The organism is Nocardioides sp. Soil774 (assembly GCF_001428125.1).
Classification (GTDB): Bacteria; Actinomycetota; Actinomycetes; order Propionibacteriales; family Nocardioidaceae; genus Nocardioides.
Genome location: NZ_LMSM01000008.1, coordinates 349,717 through 370,884, shown reverse-complemented (window position 1 = coordinate 370,884; position 21,168 = coordinate 349,717). Strand labels below are relative to the sequence as shown.

Below are 21,168 nucleotides of genomic sequence, written 5' to 3'. Positions count from 1 at the left end.
GCGATGAGTCAGAACGGGACCCTCATGGGCTTCGTGCACCGGCGGCGCCGGGGTGCGGAGCTGTTCCTGCTGGTCCTCGCCCTCGCGGTCGGCATCGGCGCCTACGCCGCGGTCGGCCTCGGCGTCGAGGGCTCCGTGCCGGCGGACCTGGTGGCCTACGGCGGCTGGTTGACGGCACTGATCGTCGCCTCGCACGTCACGGTCCGCCTCGTCGCGCCGTACGCCGACCCGGTGCTGCTGCCGCTCGTCGCCGCGCTCAACGGGCTGGGCCTGGCGGTCCTGCACCGCCTCGACCTGACCTACGAGGCGATCGGCAACGACCAGCACACCTTCGCGCGCCAGCAGCTGATCTGGATGACGCTCGGCGTGGTGCTCTTCGTCGCCACGATGTTCCTGCTGCGCGACCACCGCTCGCTGCAGCGCCTGACCTACACGTCCGGCCTGGCCGGCATCGTGCTCCTGGTCCTTCCCTTCCTCCCGGTCATCGGCAGCGCCAAGAACGGCGCCAAGATCTGGATCTACATCGCCGGCTTCAGCTTCCAGCCCGGCGAGGTCGCCAAGGTCCTGCTGGTGATCGCGTTCTCCGGCTACCTCGTGCTGCACCGTGACGCGCTGGCGCTCGCCGGGCGCCGCGTGGTCTTCGTCGACCTGCCGCGCGGGCGCGACCTGGGCCCGATCCTGGCGATGTTCGGGATCTCGATGATGATCCTCGTCCTGCAGAACGACCTCGGGTCGTCGCTGCTGTTCTTCGGGCTGTTCCTGGTGATGCTCTACGTCGCCACCGAGCGGCCCGGGTGGCTCGTCGTGGGCGGCCTGCTGTTCGCGGCCGGCGCGCTGGCGGCGTACACCTTCGTGGGCAACGTGCAGAACCGCTTCAACTTCTGGCTGCACCCGCTCGACTACTACGACCAGACCCCCGGCAGCGGCCAGCTCGTCGAGGCGATGTTCGGCATGGGGTGGGGTGGGCTGATCGGGCGCGGCCTCGGCAACGGCTTCCCCGAACGCGTGCCGTTCGCCTACTCCGACTTCATCCTCTCCACCATCGGCGAGGAGCTCGGCCTGACCGCGGTCATGGCCATCGTGCTCTGCTACGGCCTGATCGTGGAGCGCGCGCTGCGCATCGCGCTGATCTCGCGCGACGGCTTCGGCAAGCTGATGGCCGTCGGCCTCGCCGCGATCTTCGCGCTGCAGGTGTTCGTGGTCATCGGCGGCGTCACCGGCCTGATCCCGCTGACCGGGCTCACCACCCCGTTCCTGTCCTACGGCGGCTCCTCGCTCGTGGCCAACTGGGTGGTCATCGCGCTGCTGCTGCGCATCTCCGACCAGGCCCGCCGGCCGGCGCCGCGCCTCGACCCGGTGGACGACGGTGCCGCCGACAGTGAGCACACCCAGGTGGTGAAGCTGAGGTGAACAAGCCGATCCGCGTCGTGTCCGTGTTCTGCCTGCTGCTCTTCCTGGCGCTGCTGCTCAACGCGACCTACCTGATGTACGTCCGCGCCGACGACCTCTCGAAGGACCCGCGCAACCGCCGCATCATCACCGCGACGTACTCCCGTGAGCGCGGGGCGATCCTGGTGGGCAAGGACGCGATCGCGCGCAGCGTGCCCTCGGACGACAAGTACAAGTTCCAGCGCACCTACTCCGAGCCCTTCAAGTACGCCCCCGTCACGGGCTACTTCGCCTTCTTCAGCCAGACCGGCGTGGAGCGCTCGCAGAACTCGGTGCTCTCCGGCGACGACTCGCGGCTCTTCGTCACCCGCCTCGTCGACATGCTGAGCAACGGCGACCCCAAGGGCGGCAACGTCCAGCTCACGCTCGACGCCGCCGCGCAGACCGCCGCCTGGGACGGCCTGCAGGCCCTGCCGGGCGACGCCGAGGGCGCGGTCGTGGCGCTCGAGCCGACCACGGGGCGGGTGCTGGCGATGGCCTCCACGCCGACCTTCGACCCCAACAAGCTCGCCTCCCACGACTTCACCGCGGTCGCGGGCCTGAGCAAGGACCTCAACGACGACCCGCGCGACCCGCTGATCAACCGCACCATCGGCACGACGCTGCCGCCCGGCTCGACGTTCAAGCTCGTCACCGCCGCGGCCGCGATCGAGTCCGGCGACTACGACGCCGACTCCCAGGTGCCCGGCGGCTACCGCTTCAAGCTGCCGCAGTCGTCGGACACCATCGGCAACTACGACGGTGGCAACTGCGGCGGTGCGCGGATCACCCTGACCCAGGCCCTGCAGGTGTCGTGCAACGTCACCTTCCTCACCCTCGCCAACGAGCTCGGCAACGACGCGATGGCCGAGCAGGCGGAGAAGTTCGGCTTCAACGACACCTCGCTCGAGGACCTCGGCGGCCAGGCGACCTCGCTCTACCCGCGAGACATGGACGCACCCCAGACCGCGATGTCGGGCATCGGCCAGTCCAGCGTGACCGCCACCCCCCTGCAGATGGCGATGGTCGCCGCCGCGATCGCCAACGACGGCGACGTGATGCGTCCCTACGTCGTCGACGAGGTCCGCGCGCCCAACCTGTCGGTGCTCGACCAGACCGACACCCAGAGCATCAGCAAGGCGATCTCCAGCACCACGGCGGACGAGCTGACCAAGATGATGGTCGCGACGGTCGCCGACGGCACCGCGAGCCCCGCACAGATCCCCGGGGTCGACGTCGCCGGCAAGACCGGCACCGCGCAGTCCTCCGGCGACCGCCCGCCCTACGCCTGGTTCGTCTCCTTCGCGCCGGCCGACGACCCCCAGGTCGCGGTCGCCGTCCTGGTGGAGTCCAGCGACACCTCGCCCGACGAGATCGGCGGCGGCGTCCTCGGCGGCCCGATCGCGAAGTCGGTCATGGAGGCGGTGATCAACCAGTGACCACCCTCGCTCCGGGCGGTCACGTCGACGACGCCCGTCGCTACGTCCTCGAGTCCCGCATCGCCACCGGCGGCATGGGCGAGGTGTGGTCGGCGCGCGACACCGTGCTCGACCGCCCCGTCGCGGTGAAGGTGCTCAAGACGGAGTACGCCGACGACCCGCTGTTCCGCGCTCGCTTCGAGACCGAGGCCCGCCACGCGGCTGCGCTGCACCACCCGGGCATCGCCTCGGTCTTCGACTACGGCGCGAGCTCCCTCGACGACGGCTCGGCGACGCCGCGGCCCTACCTCGTCATGGAGCTCGTGGAGGGCCAGCCCCTCTCCGCCCTCCTGCGCCCGGACGCGCCGCTCGACGCGGCGGTCGCCCAGCAGCTGCTCGCGCAGGCCGCCGAGGCGCTGGGCGTCGCGCACGCCGCTGGCATCGTGCACCGCGACGTCAAGCCCGCCAACCTCCTCGTCACCCCCGACCGGCGGGTGAAGGTCACCGACTTCGGCATCGCGCGCGCCGCCGAGGGCATGGCGCTCACCAAGACCGGCGAGGTGATGGGCACCCCCGCCTACATCTCCCCCGAGCAGGCCGAGGGCGGCACCGCCACCGCGGCCTCCGACGTCTACTCCCTCGGCGTGGTGGCCTTCGAGTGCCTGGCCGGGCGCAAGCCGTTCACCGCCGACAGCGCGGTGGCCACCGCCCTGGCCCACCTGCGCAACCCCGTGCCCGAGCTGCCCGACCACGTGCCGGGCGCGCTCGCAGCTGTCGTACGCCGCGCGCTGGCCAAGTCGCCCGCCGAGCGCTACCCCGACGGCGCGGCGTTCGCCCGGGCGCTGCGCGCGCCGACCGCCGAGGAAGCGGCGACAGTGGTCGCGCCCGTCGTGCCCCCCGCCTCGTCGAGCACCCAGGTGCTGCCGACTGCTGTCGCTGACCCCGCCGCCCCTGCCGCCGCCGCTGCCGCGCGGCCCGCACCCACGCCGACGTCCGCGCGACGCCGTACGTCGGTGCCGTGGCCGCTCGTGATCGGGATCGCCGCGGTGCTGGCCGCGGTGCTGCTCGCGGTCTGGCTCGGCACCCGCGACGACACCGACCCCACTGATCAGCCGTCGCAGACGCCCCGCCAGTCGCAGAGCCCCAGCCCGAGCCCGAGCCAGTCGCCGTCGCAGACGCCGACGGAGTCGCCGAGCCAGACCCCCACCGAGACGCCGGAGCCGACGACGGTCGAGGTCGACCCCGCCTCCTACGTCGGTCGCAAGGCCAAGGACGTCGAGAAGGAGCTGCGCGACCTCGGCCTGGTGCCGCAGCTGGTGGAGGTGGAGAACACCGCTGACGCCGCGCCCGACACGGTCTCGGACGTGTCCCCCAGTGGCACCCTCGAGGAGGGCACGCCGGTGACCGTCAGCTACTACGGCAAGGCCCCCAAGCCCACCCCGCCCGGGAAGGACAAGAAGCGATGACCCAGCCGGAGCCGACGCTGATCGGCGGCCGCTACGAGCTCGGCGAGCTGCTGGGCCGCGGAGGCATGGCCGAGGTCCGCAAGGGCAAGGACCGTCGCCTGGGGCGCACCGTCGCGGTGAAGCGGCTGCGCACCGACCTGGCCAGCGACGCGACCTTCCAGGCGCGCTTCCGGCGCGAGGCCCAGTCGTCGGCCTCCCTCAACCACCCGGCGATCGTGTCGACCTACGACACCGGCGAGGAGATGGCCACCGACGGCTCGGGGGTCGCCCAGCCCTACATCGTCATGGAGTGCGTCGACGGACGCACGCTGCGCGACATCCTGCGCGAGGGTCGCAAGATCCTCCCCGAGCGGGCGCTCGAGATCACCGCGGGCGTCCTGTCGGCGCTCGACTACAGCCACCGCGCGGGCATCATCCACCGCGACATCAAGCCCGGCAACGTGATGCTCACGCCGTCGGGCGACGTGAAGGTGATGGACTTCGGCATCGCCCGCGCGATCTCCGACGCCTCCTCGACGATGACCCAGACCGCGGCCGTGGTCGGCACCGCCCAGTACCTCTCCCCCGAGCAGGCGCGCGGGGAGACCGTCGACTCGAGGTCCGACGTCTACTCCACCGGGTGCATGCTCTACGAGCTGCTCACCGGCCGTCCGCCGTTCATCGGCGACAGCCCGGTGGCGGTCGCCTACCAGCACGTCCGCGAGCCCGCGGCGCCGCCGTCGGACCTCGACGACCAGCTCGACCCCGAGATCGACGCGATCGTGATGAAGTCGCTCGCCAAGCGCGTCGAGGACCGCTACCAGAGCGCCGCGGCGATGAAGGCCGACATCGAGCGCTACCTCTCCGGGCACCCCATCCAGGCGCCGGCCGTGCTGCCGCTCGCCGCGGAGACCCAGCAGGTCGCCGCCGTCCCGCCCGCGCACGCCACCACCACGATGGCTCCGCCCCCGCCGCCCCAGCAGGAGGGCCCGTCCCGCAGCCGTACGGCGTGGTGGGTGCTCGCGGGCTTCCTCGCCGTCCTCCTGCTCGGTCTGGGCGCCTGGGCGCTCAACAACATGCTCTTCGACGACGCCCCCCAGCGGGAGGCCGTCCCCAACGTCGTCGGACTCACCGAGCAGCAGGCGCGCCTCGCGATCGCCGACGCCGGGCTCCGGGTCGGGCAGGTCGGCCGTGACACCTCCGACACCGTCGAGGCCGACAAGGTCATCTCCCAGGACCCCAACCGCGACGTCTTCGTCGACCCCGGCACCTCGGTCGACTTCGTGCTGTCGGTCGGCAAGCCCGAGGTCGAGGTGCCCTACGTCGTGGGCACGCTGCGCAAGGACGCCCGCGAGGCGATGCTCGCGCAGGACCTCAAGGTGCGCTTCCAGGAGGAGGACTCCGACGAGCCGCGCTTCCAGGTCCTCAGCACCACGCCGCCGGCCGGCACGCCGGTCGGTGAGGGCACCACGATCACGATCGTGTTCTCCGACGGCCCCGAGAAGGTCCCGGACGTGCGCGGGCTGAAGCAGGGTGCGGCGGAGCGGGCCATCCGCGAGGCCGGCTTCGTCCCCGACGTGCGCACCGACGCCACCTCGACCGAGCCCAAGGGCACGGTCGTCGACCAGATCCCCGTGGGGGGCACGGCCGACCAGGGCAGCACCGTCACGATCTTCGTCTCCGCCTACGAGGAGCCGGTGCCCACCGAGACGCCGACCGAGACCCCGACCACGCCGGCCCCGACCGAGACCCCGACCACGCCGGTGCCGACGGAGACCCCGACCACGACCCCACGGCGGTCCTGACGCCCCACCCGGGGCGACCGGTCCTGCTCAGCCGTCGGCCATCGGGGTGGCGTAGGTGAGGTCGAGCAGGCCCGTGTAGGCCGGCGCCGTCGCCGCGTCGAGCTCGGTCATGTCCCACGCGACCCCACCGCCGGGGATGAGCGTGTAGTCGCGGTAGGTCGCGAGGATCGGGTCGGTGGTGAGCTCGGAGAACAGCCGGGCCGTGTCGCCGATCCCCACGATCACGTAGGGCGGCGAGTAGGGGATGCCGTGCAGGGTCACCTGGTTGCCCTCGCACTTGATGCCGGTCGTCGAGATCAGCCGCTGGCCCTGGATGGTGACCGCGACGGCCCCGGCGTTCCACATCGCGTTGGCCACGGCCTGGATGTCCTGCTGGTGCACGACCAGGTCGTTGGGATCGCCCTCATAGGCCAGCCGCGCCTCCGGGGAGGCGTCGTCGAGGGTGACCTGCACGGCCGGTCCGGTCTTCTCGGTGAGCCCGGCCGGGTCGACGAGGGTGGCGACCTCGTCCTGCACGCGCGCCACGGAGCGGTCGCCGAGCCGGGCGCTGAGCGCCTCGACCTCGGCGTTGAGCTCGGAGGCCTGCGCGGTCAGGTCGCCCGCCTCGTCGCGCTCGGCGCGCACCACCGAGGCGAGGTCGGTGAGCCGTCCGCCGCGCAGGTCGAGGCCGTCGCTCTGCCTCGCGCTCACCGCGAAGAGCGCCCCGCTCAGCAGCAGCACCACCACCGGGGTCGCCACACGCCAGGCGCGGTGACGCGCGGGGCGTGCGTGTGGGTGGGGCGGCATGGCGACTACGCTAACCCCCCACCGGGTGGTTCGCCGCCCCGCAGCGGCGTCGTCGTACGCCCTGAGCCGCATCAGCTACCCACAGGAGCAGCAGTGTCGAAGTCCACGACGGTCATTGAGTCGGAGAAGAGCAAGCTCTTCACCGTCAGGTTCGTGATCAGTCTGCTCCTGGTCGTGGCCGGCATCGCCTGGCTGGTCTTCTACTACACCCAGGCACGTGGCAACCCGCTGGCGTTCCCGCCCACCAAGGGCTCGCCGAAGGCCGTCGCCGACCTGGGCGACTGGAACTACGCCATCGGCTTCGGCCTGCTGATGCTCGGCCTGGTCGTCTCGGCGCACCCCTCCACCCCGCTCGGGCGCGGTCGCGGCGTCGTGGTCGGCATGCTGGCGTGCTTCCTCGTCGGCCTGCTGTGGATCTGCACCTTCTACGTCTTCTCCAACGATCTCTCCAGCATCTGGATCTTCAACGACCTCGGCCAGTGGAACCTGGTCGTCGGCATCGCCTTCATGGCGGTCGGCTTCAGCTTCGCGACCAAGTGGGAGTAGGTTCTCCCTCGGCCTGACATCCTGCGTGGTGATCAGGCCCCGCGCCTCGAGCGGTGAGTGAGGCGCCTTCCTGGGGAAGGGAAGGCGTCTCTCTCACCGCTCGAGTCGATTTCGGGGACGGACGGAGCGAGCAGCCGTTCGATTTCCACACTGTGGAGAACATCTGTGGATGAATTACACCGGTGTAGTTGTCCACAGCTGTGTGCACACCTGTGGGTAACGCAGCGGCCCCCGCCCCGGTCGTACGACGGGAAGCGGGGGCCGGCGGCCGGGGGCGGGGCTCAGCCGAGCGCGGAGGCCCGCACCACGGCCAGGACCAGCAGCACGGCCGCGAGGGCGCCGAGCCCCACCCACTGCACCACGGTGCGCCTCGACCGCGGCGCGTAGGCGATGATCGCCGCCGCCAGTGCCCCGCCGACGAAGCCGCCGAGGTGGCCCTGCCAGGAGATCGACTGCCAGCCCACGACGGTGATGACGGCGCCGAGGACGAGGTTCTGCACGAGCCACTGCGAGTTGAGCCGCGCCTTGCGGGCGGTGACGAGCAGCGCACCGAGCAGGCCGAAGAGCGCACCGGAGGCGCCCACCGTGCTCGAGTCGGGAGCGGCGAGGTAGAGCACCAGCACCGACGAGGCGAGCGCGCCGGCGACGTAGACGGCGAGGAAGCGGGCCCGGCCCACGATGCCCTCGAGGGCGGGCCCGAAGATGAACAGGGCGAACATGTTCATCGCGACGTGCCAGATCTCGACGTGGGTGAACGCACTGGTGAGCAGCTGCCACCAGGCCCCGTCGGCCACGCCCGGGTGCCACACGCCGTCACCCTGGGTCAGGCTCTGGCAGACGCCCGACTGGTTGATGCCGGGGTAGTACTGGTTGGGCGAGGACGCCGAGTGGCAGCTGCCCGTGGGCGCCAGGGCGAACAGGTCGGCCACCTTGGACAGCCGCCCGCCGGTGGCGGTGATCGCGAGCCAGACGAGGGCGTTGATGCCGATCAGGACGTACGTCGTCAGCCGCGGGTCGGCGCTGCGCTCACCGCCGTACATCGCCTTGTTCTGGCGCGATCCCTTGCTGGCCTCCTTGACGCAGTCGGGGCACTGGAAGCCCACGGCGGCGTCGCGCATGCAGTCGGGACAGATCGGGCGCTCGCAGCGCTGGCAGCGGATCCAGGTCTCGCGACCGGGGTGCCGGTAGCAGGTGGGCACCCCGGTCGCGGCCGGGTCCTCGGACGGTTGCGTCATCGTCGGGAGGCTCGTGTGGAGGTGGTGCGGGTCTCAGCGCTCGACGGTGACCGTCTCGATGACGACGGGCTCGGCCGGGCGGTCCATCGCGCCGGTGGGCGTGGTGGCGATGGCGTCGACGACGTCGCGGCTGGCCTGGTCGGCCACCTCGCCGAAGATGGTGTGCTTGCGGTTGAGCCACGGGGTGGCGCCGACGGTGATGAAGAACTGCGAGCCGTTGGTGCCGGGGCCGGCGTTGGCCATCGCGAGCAGGTAGGGCTTGTCGAAGACGAGCTCGGGGTGGATCTCGTCCTTGAACGTGTAGCCCGGGCCGCCGGTGCCGGTGCCGAGCGGGCAGCCGCCCTGGATCATGAAGCCCTCGATCACGCGGTGGAAGCCGAGGCCGTCGTAGTACTTCTCCCCCGAGCGGCCCGCGTCGTCGCGGTAGTCCTTGGTGCCCTCGGCGAGGCCGACGAAGTTCTCGACGGTCTCGGGGGCGTGGTTCGGGAACAGGTTGATGACGATGTCGCCCCGGTTGGTCTTCAGGGTCGCCTTCAGGTCGGCCATGGGATGTGCCTCTCAGCTGTCTGTGGGGTGGGCCCGTCGGGCCCGCGTGCGCCTCGATCCTGCCACGCACCGCCCACGCCCGGCCCACGCAGGGCGGCGCCGGGGCCCCCACCCGGACGGGGCTGGTCGCCTCAGGGTGGGCATGGTGAGATGGAGCCACAACTGACAGAGGAGGTCACGCATGCCTTTCCGCCGCAAGAAGTCCCTCATGGACCGGGCACACGACTACGTCGAGCAGGTCTCGGAGACCGTTCTGCCCCACCTGGAGTCCGCGTGGGAGCAGGCCGTGGACAAGGCCGGGCCGGTCATCACCGACGCCCGTGACAAGACCCAGCCCCTGCTGGCCGAGGCGCGCGCCACCGCCGCCGAGAAGGCCGCCGTCGGTGCGGCCCTGGCGAGCGAGAAGGCCGCCGAGGCGCGGGAGAAGGCCGCACCGCTGCTGGCCGAGGCTCGTGCCACCGCGAGCGAGAAGGCGTCCGTCGCCGCCGCGCTCGCTGCCGAGAAGGCCGCGTCGAGCCGCGACGTGGCCGCCGCGAGAGTCAACGAGCTCCGCGGGGTGGAGCCCGAGCCCCAGGGCGGTCGGCTCAAGAAGCTGCTCGTGCTGACCGGGCTGCTCGCCCTCGGTGGCGTGGTCTTCAGCAAGCTGCGCTCCAAGCAGGACGCGGAGGCCAACTGGCAGTCCAGCTACGTCCCGCCGGCTCCCCCGGCCGCGCCCGCGTCGACGCCGTCGTCGCCGGCCGCCCCACCTGCAGCTGCGCCCGTCACGCCGGCCACCACCTCCGGTGACCCGCTGACCGACCCGCTGCCGGAGGAGATCACCGCGGACGACGTCGTCACCGCCGAGCCCCCGGCCGCGCAGGACATCGGTGGCGGCGACCCGGGCGAGGCGATCAGCGACTCGGTCGAGGAGGCCCACCCGGCCACCACGCCCGACGCGCCCGCCGAGGTCATCGACATCGACGACGTACCGCCGAAGAAGTAGCACCTGCTCCATCGCCACGGGCGGTGTGTGAGGAGGGTTCTCCAGCTCGCGAACCCGCCTCACGCACCGCCCGTTCGCGTGCCCGGACGTGGGCGGTGCGTGAAGCGGGATCCTGGTCGCGAAAACCCGCCTCACACACCGCTCAGGCCTCGGCCGGTCGGTTCTCCTCGATCCAGTCGTCCACGCGCTCCCACCAGCCGTAGAGCCACTCGATGCGCGCCTCGCGGTCCTCGGGGATCTCGGCGCGCGAGACCTGCCACCACCGCATGGTGATCTGCTTGTCCATCGGCAGCTCGCGCCACAGGTCGCTGACCGTGACGAGGTGGTCGAGCCCGGTGTGCGCCACCATCAGCACGTCGGCGTCGGGCGCGGCCTCGAGCGCGGCCAGTACGCCGCCGGGGCGCGGCGCCAGCACGTGGGTCATCTCCTCGGCGCGCACCGCCATCCGCTCCAGGCCCAGCCTGCGCAGCCGGGTGATCGCGCGGGCGCGGCGCTCGGGGGTGAAGTTGCCGCCCTCGGGGAAGATCACGAACGCGTCGTTGTCGTCGAGCCCGGTCGCCAGCGCCGCGATCTGCGACTCGAGGTCCTCCCCGGCCGCGGGGTTCGGGGAGATGAAGCGCGCCGGGATGCGACGCAGCACCACGTCGATCGCCGGGTCCCACGCGAGGGTGTTCTTCAGCACCACGCGCGGCTCGCGGTGGTACCAGTGCAGCAGGGCGTACATCAGGATGAACGAGTCGCCCGGGCCGGCGTGGCGGCACATCACGAGCACGGGGCCGTCCGGGTGCCGCGAGGGGTGCGGGCCGTCGGTGACGATGCGCAGCGCCAGCACCCGGCGGGCCTCGCGGAAGAAGACGATGAGCGTGCCCTGCACGAGGTCGTAGTGGATGCCCGCGAAGTACGGCGAGCGGATCCGCCACCCGAAGCCGCTGGCGAGCCACAGGCCCAGCATCACCGCGAGCAGCAGGGTCTCGAAGCTCAGGTAGACCACGACCAGCCACAGCAGCCGCAGGGCGCGCCACCGGCCGGGCAGCACGGGCGACAGGGCGGCTGCCACGAGGAGCCACGCCGGCAGCGTCACCCACAGCACCACGGCCAGGGCGACCACGGCAGGGGCGACGACCAGCCGGCGCAGCGCCCAGACCGCGGGGTGCGTCACGACCGCGGTCCGTCCCACGGTCCGAGGACCTCGTCGAGGTGCGCCCGCGAGGCGGCGTACGTCGCCTCGATGCGGGCCTCGACCCCACCGAAGTCCCGGTGGGCGAGCAGGGAGTCGTCGCGTGCCGACGTGCCTCCTGCCGGCAGGACGTGGGCCTCCACGCCCTCGGGGATCGTGGCCATGTCGCGCATGAAGCGGTGCCGACGGGCGACCTCGAAGCTCACCCGGGCGACCTCCCACGGACGGCTCGGCACCGAGAGCGGCCGGTCGATCCGGCCCACCTGGAGCACGAAGACGCGCGTGGCGCCGAGCTCGACGGCCCGGCTGACCGGGATGGAGTTGACCAGGCCGCCGTCGAGGAAGTGCTCGCCGTCGACCTCCGCGGGCGGGAGCAGGCCCGGCACCGCGGCGCTGGCCAGGATCGCAGGCACCAGCGGGCCGCTGGTGAACCAGTGCTCCGCCGCGCGCTCGATGCTGGCCGCGCACACCTCGAGGCGCACCGGGAGGTCCTCGAAGCGGGCGTCGCCGAGCTCGTCCTCGAGCCTGCGCCGCAGCGGCGCCGAGGAGTAGATGTGGGTGCCGGTGGACACCGCCCGCCGCACAGTGCGCAGCGGCTTGTCACCGTAGACCTCACGCCCCCGGGCGGTGGCCACCCAGAGCTCGGTGAGGCGCTGCACGACCGTGAGGTCGGGCTGCCGGGCGACGAGCGCCCCGTTGAGCGCACCCACGCTCGTGCCGACGACCAGGTCGGGCACGATGTCGCGCTCCAGGAGCGCACGCAGCATGCCCACCTCGACGGCGCCGAGCACGCCGCCCCCGCCGAGCACGAACGCTGTCGTCACGGCACTAGTCGACCACGACGCAGGAGTGGGCGACGTGTGCCGGGAGGTTGAGCAAGCCCGCGACCGAGCCTGCGAGGTCGCGACGGCGCGTCGAAACCCGCGTCATACCAGCTCGGGGTGCTCGGCCCGCACGCGCTTCGTCGCGCGGTGCTCGGCCCAGAACGACAGCAGCGGAACGGTGCCGCAGACGAGCGTGACCAGCGTGAACGGCAGGTCCCAGCGGGCGCGACGCGAGAGCAGGAACGCGCTGAGCAGGAAGATCATGTAGAGCCAGCCGTGGGCCACACCGAGGTAGGTCGTGATGACCTCACCGAGGTTGTTGAGGTCGGAGCCGGCCGTCACCCAGGCGGGGGTGCTGTCGAAGACCCCCCACATCGGCGAGCCGTCGAAGTTGGCCAGCGGGACGCCGATGAGGCAGAGCACCACGAGCAGGACACCGACGATCGTGGCCATGACGCGGTAGGCGGTGAGGTTGCGGGACACGGCGACCAAGGTAGCGGGCAGGCCCTACCCGGCTGCCGGGCGGTCGAGGTCGCCGACCTCGGGAGCGGTCGCGTCCCTGCGCCAGCGCCACCAGATGAAGGCCGCGAAGCCGCCGAAGATCCACCACTCGAAGGCGTAGAGCAGGTTGCGGACGCCGGTGAACCGGCTCGGGCTGGGCAGCGCCTCGAGCTCGGCGGCCTGCAGGCCGGGCGCCGGCTCCTGGGCGACGAGGTAGGCGGAGTAGAGGTCGACGTCCACGCGCTGGATCGCGTCCGCGACGCGGATCTCGGGGAAGACGTCGTCGTCGGGGTCGTCGTCGGTGGCCAGGCTGCCGTCCGGGGCCTGCAGCCACCCGGTCAGCGCGGTCTCGCCGCGCGCCGCCAGCAGCGCCGCCTCCGGCTCGGGCGCCCACCCGCGTACGACGAGCACGGCGGCGTCGCCGACCTGCAGCGGGTCCACGGCCCAGTAGCCGTCGCGTCCGTCGAGCTCGCGGTCGGCGACCCAGAAGCCGCCCTCCAGCCACTCGCCGCGCACCTCGACCGGACGCCCGAGGTCGGGGGCGGGGAAGGGGTCGTCGGCACCCATCACGTCGTCGAGCGGCACCGGCGTGACGCCGGAGAGGTCCCGGGCCTCGGCCTCGCGGTGCGCCTGCCACGCGTCGTACTGCCACCTGCCCAGCGCGCCCGCGATGCCCACCAGCACCAGCGTGAGGACCACGGCGCCGAGGTCGGTCAGCAGGCCGGGTCGGCGGGGTGAGCTCACGGGCTCGATTGTCCCAGTCGCCCGGTGAGGGTCGTCAGGCGGTCGGAGCGCTCAGGCTCGGTCGTGCGCTGCCCGGACGGAGGTGAGGAGCTCGTCGAGGCCGCGTCCCGGGCCCCCCACCACGACGGGGATGCCGGACTCGCGGAGCGACGCGGTGGCACGACGTACGGCGGCCTCGACCTGGCTGTTGGTGACCGACAGGACGGCGACGTCGATGTCGTGGCTGAGGCAGAACCCGACGATGTCGTCGGGGGGCATGTTGGCGCCGAGGTGCTCGACGCGCCAGTTGTCGTCGCGGAGTGCGGCGGCGGCCATCGCGGTGGGCAAGGCGTGCAGGTCGCCGGTGACGGCCGCGACCATCACCGTGCCGCGCCTGCGCCCGCGCGGCGAGGGAGTGAGCTCTCCCAGGACCCGCTCGACGACCGCCGAGGCGCGGTGCTCCACCCAGATCGGGACCTCGCCGTCGTGCCAGGACTGACCGATCCGCCGCAGCGGAGGGCTGAGGACGTGCGTGATGAGCTCCTGGACCGACGTCCCCTCCTCCACGAGGCGGCGTGCGACCTTCCGGGCGGCGGCGTCGTCTCCGGAGACCAGCGCGTCGTGCATGCGGTCGGCCTGGCCCTCCAGGCGTCGCGGGCCGGGGGCGGGGACCGGCCGGGGGCGTGTCCGGCGTTCCGCCAGCTCCTCGACGTCGGCGCGGCTGACGGCGTACTTCCCAGCGACCATGGTGGCGGGGAGCTGTCCACTGCGGACCCACCGGTAGGCGGTCTGGTAGTGCACGCCGAGCTCGGCTGCCGCGTCGCGCAGCTCGATCAGGGGCGGCTCCGTCATCCCTCCATCGTAGAGCGGACGACATATTTGCGCTGATCATTGTTAATTCGGGCTAAGCGATGCTAATTTCGCAGCACCTAATCACGAGCGCCACTCGGGAGCCTCTCCTACAAGGAGCAAGCCATGGGCCTCACCCTGAGTGCGGGTCAGTACGACCTGGTCTACAACTCGTTCTCCTTCGTCATCGCAGCCATGGGCGCGTCCCTGCTGTTCTTCGTGCTCGTCCGGGGCTCGGTGGCGCCCCGTCACCGCCTGGCGATCACGCTGTCGACGGTCGTGGTGGGCATCGCGCTCTACCACTACGTGCGCATCTTCAACTCCTGGGTCGACGCCTTCACCTACACCGGCGGCGCCTACGTCCAGGACGGCATCCCGTTCAACGAGGCCTACCGCTACGTCGACTGGTTGTTGACGGTGCCGCTGCTGCTGGCCGAGCTCGTCGTGGTGCTGAAGCTGGACCGTGGCAAGACCCGCAGCCTCCTCGTACGACTGACGATCGCCGCGCTCGCGATGATCATCTCCGGCTACCCCGGTGAGCTCGCCGCCGCCGACAGCACCGCGAAGATCGTCTGGGGGGTCGTGGGCACCCTGCCGTTCCTCTACATCGTGTACGTCCTGTTCGTCGAGCTCGGCAACTCCCTGGGCCGGCAGGCTCCGGGCGTCATCCGGCTCCTCAGCGGCCTGCGCTGGATCCTCGTCGTGACCTGGACCGTCTACCCTGTCGCCTACTTCCTGCCCGTCCTGGTCGACGACCCGGTCACCGCCGAGATCGCCCGTCAGGTGGGCTACTCGGTGGCGGACGTGCTCGCCAAGCCGCTCTTCGGCCTCCTGGTCCTTGCGATCGCGCTCGCCAAGTCGCGCGACGAGGGCTACGTCGAGTCGGGCGACAGCGGACTCGCCGGATCCGAGCCCGCGGCTCCGTCTCCGCTGCGCACCCGCTCCTGACCACCCGAGCCCCGGTCCCGGCGTCGTCGCGCAGGGACCGGGGCGACCCGACCCAGAGGCAGAAGACCATGGACCGTCCCACCACTCCCACCACCGCGTTCGCCGGCGCTGTGCCCCGCGGCTTCGAGGACCAGCCGTTCTACACCGAGACCGTCACGCTGCTGGACTCCGTGCGCGACCACGACCTCGCCACGCTCTCGGACCTGTGCGACGACGACTTCGGCATCGTCGACATCGACGTCTCCGGCCATGCCCGCCCGATCAGGACCCGCACGGAGTGGCTGACCTGGTTCCGGGACCTGTTCGCCACCCTGGACGCCATGGGAGCGTGGACCGAGTCGACCGTCCTGGGCTACCAGGCCGTCCGGCACGAGACGATGGGCTTCTCGGCGCTCGACTTCCGCCAGACGCTGGCGGTCGGCCCGCACGTGGCGACCTTCGACTGCGTCGCGACCATCGTGTGGAAGCTGACCGCAGAGGGCTGGCGCGAGGCCCGGTGGCACGCGTCGGTCATCTCCTCCGACGTGCCGGCCGAGCTCGTCCCCGCCGCCTGACCAGTCAGGCGGAGGCGAGCGCCAGCTTGACCGCGAAGCCGACGAAGACCGCGCCCACCGCGGACGTCGCCCCCGCCGAGAGCGCCTTGCGGCGCCGGAAGGCGTCGGCGAGGCGGGTGCCGGCGAAGATCAGCACCGTCAGGTACGCCGCGCTGGCCAGCGTCGCGAGCGTGCCGAGCGCGAGGAACGAGATCGCCGGGTGGGCGTAGGCCGGGTCGACGAACTGCACGAAGAAGGCGACGAAGAACAGGATCGCCTTGGGGTTGAGCAGGCTGATCACCAGGGCGCGACGGTAGGGACGCTCGCCGCGGGTGGGTGCCTCGAGCCCGGCCTCCACGGTGGCGTCGGCGAGCTGCTCGGCCATCGATCGGCGCGAGCGCCACATGCCCCAGGCAGCGCGGATCATGCCGACGGCCAGCCACAGCAGGTAGGACGCCCCCACCCACTTCACGACCGCGAACGCCGTCTCGTTGGCCTGGAGCAGCGACGCGATCCCGGCGGCCGACAGCGTCATCAGCACCGCGTCGCCGGTCCACACGCCGGCCGCACCGGCGTACCCGCTGCGCACCCCGCGCCGCGCCGCGACCGAGAGCACGTAGAGCGAGTTCGGCCCGGGCAGCAGGATGATCAGGATCAGCCCGACGAGGTAGGTCGGGAGGTCGGTGATGCCCAGCATGCCTCCAGTGTGGGGCTGGGTCTTGGTCAGCACCCCTGCATTTCGAGGGGTGGGCCGGACACGGGACCTTCGCCTCTCCGTCGCGCCCGGTGGCTCCGTCACACTGGTGGTGTCGTCGCGACCGCTTCGGACTGTGGGAGGCAAGATGTCGTTCAACGTCGCGCTGGTGGGCGTCCTCGCCGCAGCCCTCGTCGGAGTGCCGGTCGCACCGCGCGCCGGCGTTCAGCCCGGTGCCGATCGCGCGCCGCGGTCATACACCGTGCGCGCCAGCGTGGCGAGCCATCGTGTCGTCGAGGACTCGGGGTTCGTCGAGGTGTCGGGTCGGGTCCTGCCCCGGTTCGCCCACGAGCCGGTGATCCTGCAGCAGCGAGTGGCCGGCAGCTCGCGGTGGAAGAGGACCGACCGTGGCGCGACCACCAGAGGCGGCAAGTTCTACCTGCTCGACATGCCCAGCACGCCGGGCCTGCGGCACTACCGGGTGGTCAAGCCCGGCTCGCACGGGCTCCGCGCGGGGACCAGCAAGCCGATGCGGGTCGTCGTCCTCGACTACGAGTGGGCCTCGCTCCTTGGACGACACGTCGCCCTGCAGAACGTCAGCACGCAACCGGTCGACGTGGCGGGCACTCCTCGCGACGGGGGCATCACCCTCGTCGACCCCAGCCAGCTGGGGTACGCCGAGTTCGACCTGGCCGGTCGCTGCGAGCTCGTCGAGGTCGGCACCGGCATGGCGAAGACATCCGCTCCGGGATCCGTGGGCTGGGCGTACGTGCACCGGGACGACGTCGAGGACGTCACTGAGGTCTACCGCAGCGACTACAGCGGTGACGGGCCGTCGCTGTACGGCGGGCTGCCCGTCGCGGGCGCCGGGCGCGTCAGGATCGAGCTCGGTGCCAACCCAACGCCGCCCGGCTACCCGTCCGTGTTCAAGCTGCGGGCATTCTGCGCGCCCTGATCAGCTGCGGTCGTGATCGTGGTGGAGCCTAGGGGACTCGAACCCCTAACCCCCTGCTTGCAAAGCAGGTGCGCTACCAATTGCGCCAAGGCCCCGTGAGGTGGGCGGGTCAGGCCTTCTCGACGGAGTCGGTGGCCTCGGCCCAGAGAGCCTGCTCGTGCTTGCCCTCGTCCATCTTCTTCTTCGCGAGGACCGCACCAGCGGCGGCGAGGACGACCAGCAGGATCTTCTTCACGCCGTGCTCCTCGGTGTCGAGATGGAGTGGGCCTAGGAGGACTTGAACCTCCGACCTCTTCCTTATCAGGGAAGCGCTCTAACCGTCTGAGCTATAGGCCCGCACTCGCCGCCATGCGGCGACGCCGAAGATTACCTGACCCTGGTCGGGCGGTGCCAATCGAGGTCAGGAACCGACGGGATCAGCTCACTTCTCGTCCTCGGCGAGGGTGACCTCGATGCCGCCGAGCAGGGCGGCCGCGAGGTTGTAGAGGAACGCGGTGAGCGTGGAGATCGCGGTCAGGAGCACGACGTCGAGCACTGAGACGAGCAGCGTGAAGCCCAGCACGCGCGACATCCCGACGTAGTCGGTGACGTCGAAGGTCGAGTTGCCGCTGTCGCCCTCGACGATGCTCGCGACGGCCGAGTTGATGGAGTCCCACACGCCGGCCGCGCCGAGCACGGACCACACCATGAAGATGGCGACGAACGTGACCACGCCGAAGGCGACGGACAGCAGGAACGACGTCTTCATCACCGACCACGGGTCGATGCGGGTCAGCCGCAGGCGGGCGCGGCGCGGCTGACGCCCGGGCGTACGCCGTACGCGGCTGCCGCGCGGAGCCGACGAGCCGGCATTGGCCCGGTGCTCCTCGGCGGCGTTGGAGAGCGTGTCCTGGAGACGGCTGGTCAGCGACCTGCGGGCAGGCTCGTCACCAGGCGTTCGACGGGCTGCCTCACGACTGGGGGGCGCGGTGCGGTCCGACATGGATCACTCCTCGGTGTCAGCGTCGGGGGAGGTCGACTCGGCCTCGGTGGCCGGCGATCCGGCGGGCGCCTCGGAAGCGTCCTGGTCCTCGATTGTTGCACCGTCGACCGCGGCGGGCGATTCGTCGCCCGCCTCGTCGGCGGTCGCGGGGGCCGCCTCCTCGACGATCTTGGCCTCCACCGAGCGGGCCACCACCGCGACCGTGTCGCCCGACTTGGGCGTCACGAACTTCACGCCCATGGTCGAGCGACCGGTGGGCCGGAAGTTCTCGTCGATGGGGCTGCGCACGACCTGGCCGCCGCTGGTGATCGAGAGCACCTCGTCGTCCTCCTCGACGATGAAGGCGCCCACGAGACCGCCGCGGTCCTCGTTGGCCAGCGACATCGCCTTGATGCCGATGCCGCCGCGGGACTGGAGGCGGTAGTCGGTGATCCGGCTGCGCTTGGCGAAGCCGCCGTCGGTGATGGTGAAGACGTACTGCTCCTTGACCTCGTCGGACTCCGCCGCGTCGCCCTCGACGGCCTCCTCGGCCGCGACCTGCGCGGCGCGGATGACCGACATCGACAGCAACGAGTCGCCGTCGCGGAACTTCATCCCGCGCACGCCCCCGGTGGCGCGACCCATCGGGCGCAGCTGCTCGTCGTCGGCCTTGAAGCGGATCGACTGGCCCTTGCGGGAGACGAGCAGGATGTCGTCGTCGCCGTTGACCAGCTCGGCGCCGATGAGCTCGTCGTCGTCCTCGCGGAAGTTGATCGCGATGACGCCGGCCTGGCGTGGGCTGTTGTAGTCACCCAGCTTGGTCTTCTTCACCAGGCCGGTGCGCGTGGCGAGCACGAGGTAGGGGGCCTGCTCGTAGTCGCGGATCGCGAGCACCTGCGCGATGTCCTCGTCGGGCTGGAACGACAGCAGGCCGGCGACGTGGCCGCCCTTGGCGTCGCGTGCGGCCTCGGGGAGGTTGTAGGCCTTGGTGCGGTAGACCCGGCCCGCGGTGGTGAAGAACAGCAGCCAGTGGTGGTTGGTGGTCGCGATGAAGTGCTGGACCACGTCGTCACCACGCAGCGTGGCGCCACGCACGCCCTTGCCGCCACGCTTCTGCAGGCGGTACTGATCGGCGCGGGTGCGCTTGGCGTAGCCGCCGCGGGTGATGGAGACGACGAGGTCCTCGTCGGGGATCAGGTCCTCCATCGACAGGTCGCCGTCGGCGGCGATGATCTGCGTGCGCCGGTCGTTGCCGTACTTGTCGGTGATCTCGCGCAGCTCGTCGGCCACGATCTGCCGCTGGCGGGGCTCGTTGGCCAGGATGTCCTCGAGGTCGGCGATCACGCGCTCGAGCTCGGCGAGGCGGTCCATGATCTTCTGCCGCTCGAGGGCCGCGAGGCGGCGCAGCTGCATCTCGAGGATGGCGTTGGCCTGGACCTCGTCGATGTCGAGCAGCGCGATGAGGCCGCTGCGGGCCTCCTCGACGTCGGGGCTGCGCCGGATGAGGGCGATGACCTCGTCGAGCGCGTCGAGCGCCTTGGCGAGACCGCGGTAGATGTGGGCCTGGCGCTCGGCCTCAGCGAGGCGGAAGCGCGTACGCCGCTGGATGACCTCGATCTGGTGGGTGACCCAGTTGGAGATGAACTGGTCGATGGGCAGCGTGCGCGGCACGCCGTCGACCAGGGCCAGCATGTTGGCCGAGAAGTTGGTCTGCAGCTCGGTGTGCTTGAACAGGTTGTTGAGCACCACGCGCGCGACGGCGTCGCGCTTGAGGATGATCACCAGGCGCTGGCCGGTGCGCGAGCTGGTGTCGTCGCGCACGTCGGCGATGCCCTGGATGCGGCCGGTGTCGGCGAGCTCGGCGATCTTGAGCGCGAGGTTGTCGGGGTTGACCATGTAGGGCAGCTCGCTGATGACCAGCATCGTGCGGCCCTTGGCGTCCTCGTCGATCTCGACGACGGCGCGCTGCGAGATCGAGCCGCGACCGGTGCGGTAGGCCTGCTCGATGCCCTGGCGGCCCACGATGAGCGCGCCGTTGGGGAAGTCGGGGCCCTTGACCCGCTCGATGATCGCGTCCTGCAGCTCCTCCTTGGTGGCGTCGGGGTGCTCGAGCGCCCACGTCGCGGCCTCGGAGACCTCGCGGAGGTTGTGCGGGGGGATGTTGGTCGCCATGCCGACCGCGATGCCCGCCGAGCCGTTGACCAGCAGGTTGGGGAAGCGGGAGGGCAGGATGGTCGGCTCCTGCGAGCGACCGTCGTAGTTGGGGCGGAAGTCGACGGTGTCCTCGTCGATGTCGCGCACCATCTCCATCGCCAGCGGCGCCATGCGGCACTCGGTGTACCGCATGGCGGCGGCGGAGTCGTTGCCCGGCGAGCCGAAGTTGCCCTGCCCGTTGATCAGCGGCGCGCGCAGCACCCACGGCTGCGCGAGGCGGACCATGGTGTCGTAGATCGCGGTGTCACCGTGCGGGTGGTACTGACCCATCACGTCACCGACGACGCGCGAGCATTTGGAGAACCCGCGGTCGGGGCGGTAGCCGCCGTCGTACATCGCGTAGAGGATGCGGCGGTGCACCGGCTTCAGCCCGTCGCGTACGTCGGGCAGCGCGCGGCCGACGATGACGGTCATCGCGTAGTCGATGTAGGACTGCTGCATCAGCGTCTGCAGCTCGATCGGCTGGATGCGCTCGTCGCCGAATCCGAAGCCGTCGCCGCCGCCGGCGTTGTCGGTGGGGATCTCAGTCATTCTGGTGCCCTCTTGTCGTGTCTAAGACTGTGTCTAGATTCCGGGATACATCTGCATCGGGTCTCGT

21 protein-coding genes and 2 tRNA genes are annotated in these 21,168 nt (G+C 71.3%); 9 read left to right on the top strand and 14 right to left on the bottom strand.

Going from position 1 to position 21,168, the window contains the following annotated elements:
- Window positions 1–3: 3 nt before the first annotated feature.
- From ASG76_RS13040 to pknB, 4 genes are read left to right on the top strand one after another with little or no spacing between them, the layout of a single operon-like run.
- On the top strand, window positions 4–1,410 hold the full coding sequence (locus ASG76_RS13040; protein ID WP_056604465.1) for an FtsW/RodA/SpoVE family cell cycle protein: 1,407 nt from the start codon (window positions 4–6) through the stop codon (window positions 1,408–1,410).
- Entirely contained in the window at window positions 1,407–2,867 is a 1,461-nt protein-coding gene (locus tag ASG76_RS13035; RefSeq protein ID WP_056603847.1) for a peptidoglycan D,D-transpeptidase FtsI family protein, read from the top strand. Before ASG76_RS13040 ends, ASG76_RS13035 begins: the two co-directional genes overlap by 4 nt.
- Window positions 2,864–4,312, top strand: coding sequence for a serine/threonine protein kinase (locus ASG76_RS19130; RefSeq protein ID WP_056603844.1), 1,449 nt, complete (start codon window positions 2,864–2,866; stop codon window positions 4,310–4,312). The genes ASG76_RS13035 and ASG76_RS19130 overlap by 4 nt, the downstream gene beginning before the upstream one ends.
- Window positions 4,309–6,096: a Stk1 family PASTA domain-containing Ser/Thr kinase gene (pknB, locus tag ASG76_RS13025; RefSeq protein ID WP_056603840.1), complete on the top strand. Its 1,788-nt coding sequence runs from the start codon at window positions 4,309–4,311 to the stop codon at window positions 6,094–6,096. Before ASG76_RS19130 ends, pknB begins: the two co-directional genes overlap by 4 nt.
- 27 nt (window positions 6,097–6,123) lie before the next feature.
- On the opposite strand, the gene ASG76_RS13020 is transcribed toward pknB, so the two are convergent.
- A complete protein-coding gene (locus ASG76_RS13020; RefSeq protein ID WP_157559103.1) occupies window positions 6,124–6,882 on the bottom strand; it encodes a DUF881 domain-containing protein in 759 nt (252 codons plus the stop codon).
- A 93-nt stretch (window positions 6,883–6,975) separates the two neighbouring features.
- Between ASG76_RS13020 and ASG76_RS13015 the strand changes: the two genes are divergently transcribed.
- Complete coding sequence (locus ASG76_RS13015; RefSeq protein WP_056603835.1) at window positions 6,976–7,428, top strand: cell division protein CrgA; 453 nt, start codon at window positions 6,976–6,978, stop codon at window positions 7,426–7,428.
- A gap of 281 nt (window positions 7,429–7,709) precedes the next feature.
- Here the strand turns inward: ASG76_RS13015 and ASG76_RS13010 are convergent, their stop codons facing one another.
- Together ASG76_RS13010 and ASG76_RS13005 are read right to left on the bottom strand one after the other, a co-directional pair.
- Window positions 7,710–8,663 (bottom strand): rhomboid family intramembrane serine protease, encoded by a 954-nt coding sequence (locus tag ASG76_RS13010; protein ID WP_056603832.1) that lies wholly within the window; start codon window positions 8,661–8,663, stop codon window positions 7,710–7,712.
- A gap of 33 nt (window positions 8,664–8,696) precedes the next feature.
- A complete protein-coding gene (locus tag ASG76_RS13005) occupies window positions 8,697–9,209 on the bottom strand; it encodes a peptidylprolyl isomerase (RefSeq protein WP_056603828.1) in 513 nt (170 codons plus the stop codon).
- Between the two features lie 181 nt (window positions 9,210–9,390).
- Here ASG76_RS13005 and ASG76_RS13000 point away from each other — a divergent pair, with 181 nt between their 5' ends.
- The gene (locus ASG76_RS13000; RefSeq protein ID WP_157559102.1) at window positions 9,391–10,191 is read left to right on the top strand and encodes a hypothetical protein; all 801 of its coding nucleotides are present in this window, start codon (window positions 9,391–9,393) and stop codon (window positions 10,189–10,191) included.
- 142 nt (window positions 10,192–10,333) lie between these two features.
- Here the strand turns inward: ASG76_RS13000 and ASG76_RS12995 are convergent, their stop codons facing one another.
- From ASG76_RS12995 to ASG76_RS12975, 5 genes are all read right to left on the bottom strand, one after another.
- Complete coding sequence (locus ASG76_RS12995) at window positions 10,334–11,350, bottom strand: lysophospholipid acyltransferase family protein (RefSeq protein ID WP_056604463.1); 1,017 nt, start codon at window positions 11,348–11,350, stop codon at window positions 10,334–10,336.
- Window positions 11,347–12,192, bottom strand: coding sequence for a patatin-like phospholipase family protein (locus ASG76_RS12990; RefSeq protein ID WP_056603822.1), 846 nt, complete (start codon window positions 12,190–12,192; stop codon window positions 11,347–11,349). Before ASG76_RS12990 ends, ASG76_RS12995 begins: the two co-directional genes overlap by 4 nt.
- A gap of 102 nt (window positions 12,193–12,294) precedes the next feature.
- A complete protein-coding gene (locus ASG76_RS12985) occupies window positions 12,295–12,675 on the bottom strand; it encodes a DUF3817 domain-containing protein (protein ID WP_157559101.1) in 381 nt (126 codons plus the stop codon).
- Window positions 12,676–12,699: 24 nt separating this feature from the next.
- Entirely contained in the window at window positions 12,700–13,437 is a 738-nt protein-coding gene (locus tag ASG76_RS12980) for an SURF1 family protein (RefSeq protein ID WP_056603815.1), read from the bottom strand.
- 51 nt (window positions 13,438–13,488) lie between these two features.
- Complete coding sequence (locus ASG76_RS12975; RefSeq protein WP_056603812.1) at window positions 13,489–14,268, bottom strand: cobalamin-dependent protein; 780 nt, start codon at window positions 14,266–14,268, stop codon at window positions 13,489–13,491.
- Between the two features lie 123 nt (window positions 14,269–14,391).
- On the opposite strand from ASG76_RS12975, the gene ASG76_RS12970 reads away from it, so the two are divergent.
- Window positions 14,392–15,213 (top strand): bacteriorhodopsin-like, encoded by an 822-nt coding sequence (locus ASG76_RS12970; RefSeq protein WP_056603809.1) that lies wholly within the window; start codon window positions 14,392–14,394, stop codon window positions 15,211–15,213.
- Window positions 15,214–15,281: 68 nt separating this feature from the next.
- The gene (locus tag ASG76_RS12965; protein ID WP_056603806.1) at window positions 15,282–15,767 is read left to right on the top strand and encodes a nuclear transport factor 2 family protein; all 486 of its coding nucleotides are present in this window, start codon (window positions 15,282–15,284) and stop codon (window positions 15,765–15,767) included.
- 4 nt (window positions 15,768–15,771) lie between these two features.
- Here ASG76_RS12965 and leuE read toward each other — a convergent pair whose 3' ends face one another.
- On the bottom strand, window positions 15,772–16,443 hold the full coding sequence (leuE, locus tag ASG76_RS12960; RefSeq protein ID WP_056604460.1) for a leucine efflux protein LeuE: 672 nt from the start codon (window positions 16,441–16,443) through the stop codon (window positions 15,772–15,774).
- Window positions 16,444–16,588: 145 nt separating this feature from the next.
- Between leuE and ASG76_RS12955 the strand changes: the two genes are divergently transcribed.
- Window positions 16,589–17,395, top strand: coding sequence for a hypothetical protein (locus ASG76_RS12955; protein WP_056603803.1), 807 nt, complete (start codon window positions 16,589–16,591; stop codon window positions 17,393–17,395).
- 19 nt (window positions 17,396–17,414) lie between these two features.
- Here the strand turns inward: ASG76_RS12955 and ASG76_RS12950 are convergent.
- The 5 genes from ASG76_RS12950 to gyrA form a co-directional block, all read right to left on the bottom strand.
- Window positions 17,415–17,490, bottom strand: a tRNA-Ala gene (locus ASG76_RS12950).
- A 14-nt stretch (window positions 17,491–17,504) separates the two neighbouring features.
- Window positions 17,505–17,630 carry a DLW-39 family protein gene (locus ASG76_RS19615; RefSeq protein ID WP_235529589.1) on the bottom strand — a complete coding sequence of 42 codons (126 nt, stop codon included), beginning with the start codon at window positions 17,628–17,630 and terminating at the stop codon, window positions 17,505–17,507.
- Between the two features lie 27 nt (window positions 17,631–17,657).
- Window positions 17,658–17,731, bottom strand: a tRNA-Ile gene (locus ASG76_RS12945).
- An 85-nt stretch (window positions 17,732–17,816) separates the two neighbouring features.
- Window positions 17,817–18,377: a DUF3566 domain-containing protein gene (locus ASG76_RS12940; RefSeq protein ID WP_056603800.1), complete on the bottom strand. Its 561-nt coding sequence runs from the start codon at window positions 18,375–18,377 to the stop codon at window positions 17,817–17,819.
- Window positions 18,378–18,380: 3 nt separating this feature from the next.
- Window positions 18,381–21,101: a DNA gyrase subunit A gene (gene gyrA / locus ASG76_RS12935; protein WP_082587496.1), complete on the bottom strand. Its 2,721-nt coding sequence runs from the start codon at window positions 21,099–21,101 to the stop codon at window positions 18,381–18,383.
- Window positions 21,102–21,168 lie beyond the last annotated feature (67 nt).